2 pseudogenes are annotated in these 722 nt (G+C 42.8%); one reads left to right on the top strand and one right to left on the bottom strand.

Features of this window, described 5'->3' with window-relative positions:
- Window positions 1-140 precede the first annotated feature (140 nt).
- Window positions 141-233: pseudogene (locus tag C7N83_RS16465) on the top strand (IS1595 family transposase); the annotation flags it as partial.
- A 365-nt stretch (window positions 234-598) separates the two neighbouring features.
- On the opposite strand, the pseudogene C7N83_RS14045 reads toward C7N83_RS16465, so the two are convergent.
- Window positions 599-722 (bottom strand): annotated as a pseudogene (locus C7N83_RS14045) (IS5/IS1182 family transposase); the annotation flags it as partial.

Raw genomic sequence — 722 nt, 5'->3', positions numbered from 1 at the left:
GCACGGTTGAATGTATCCATGGATGGGTACTTATGGATGGGTACTTGTATAAATGAGGCATTGGGTTGGGAATGCCTTTGAAAATTTGAAGCATTTTCGTGCTGCCGCTACCTGCTACGACCGCTTGGAGCCTCACTTGGCACCTGGAAGAAACGGGATTCCGCTTTAATCACAGACATGATAACCTGTATGTAATTTTGTTGGAAATGTCACGGAATATACCGTTGGATTAGATTCCTGAGCCCCATCTGAAATACTGCCATATATCGGCATTGTCAAAATTAGCAGCCAAAATATTTTTAGTTTCAGTTGATTATATTCCGCTATTTTCTGTTTTGTCAGTTTTTGAAAAATTGATAAATGCTGCTTACCGGCGTTTCAGGCGGTCTCATGCTCATAGCTTGGCAATGAAAAACACCAGCGGCGCGGCTGGTGTGTGGTGTGCATTCTGCGTAAAAATAAAAAAACGAGACCTTTACAAAACCCAACCCATAATCAAAAAAAGCATACTTAGGTGACTAACGTACGCTTTTTTTCAATATTAAATGCCCCATAATTACCTATGATTCCCTATTTTGGAACATATCCCCCCCCTTTTTCAGACAGCAGCAGGCACACGGAGCCTGTTGGCAGCCTTCGGCAGGTTGATACAAACCGCCTTCAAATGACTTTGCGCAGTGACTTTCAATAAACCAAAATAAGCCGCACGGCGATAGCGGAAT

This window comes from Neisseria iguanae, assembly GCF_003013245.1.
Lineage (GTDB): Bacteria > Pseudomonadota > Gammaproteobacteria > Burkholderiales > Neisseriaceae > Neisseria > Neisseria iguanae.
The sequence above is the reverse complement of the archived record's forward strand: the minus strand, read 5'-3'. Positions and strand labels throughout refer to the sequence as shown.